General features: G+C 41.5%; 1 protein-coding gene. It reads left to right on the top strand.

Annotated elements, in window-relative coordinates; genetic code table 11:
* A partial coding sequence (locus ACOMCU_RS28405) for a DDE-type integrase/transposase/recombinase (protein ID WP_421052330.1) occupies nt 1-316 on the top strand: 316 nt, incomplete at both ends.

Here is a 316-nt window from a genome sequence, read left to right as displayed (position 1 = left end):
AACATATGTCCGTGTCGGAACAAAATGGCATTATGCATGCTTATTTGTCGACCTTTTCAATCGTGAAATTATTGGCCGTAGTGCTGGTGCAAATAAGACAGCAGAGCTGGTTTATCAAGCGCTAGTAAGTATTAGAGGTAACTTGAACGACATTCAAATGTTTCATACAGGCCGAGGAAAAGAGTTTGATAAAAAGCTCATTTCAAAAGCCCTAGAAACATTCGGAATCCAGCGATTCCTGAGCATGAAGGGATGCCCTTATGATAACGCCGTGGCTGAGGCGATGTTTAAGGTATTTAAAACCGAATTCGCTAAC

The organism is Lysinibacillus sp. UGB7, assembly GCF_049058285.1.
Lineage (GTDB): Bacteria > Bacillota > Bacilli > Bacillales_A > Planococcaceae > Lysinibacillus > Lysinibacillus sphaericus_B.
The sequence above is the reverse complement of the archived record's forward strand: the minus strand, read 5'-3'. Positions and strand labels throughout refer to the sequence as shown.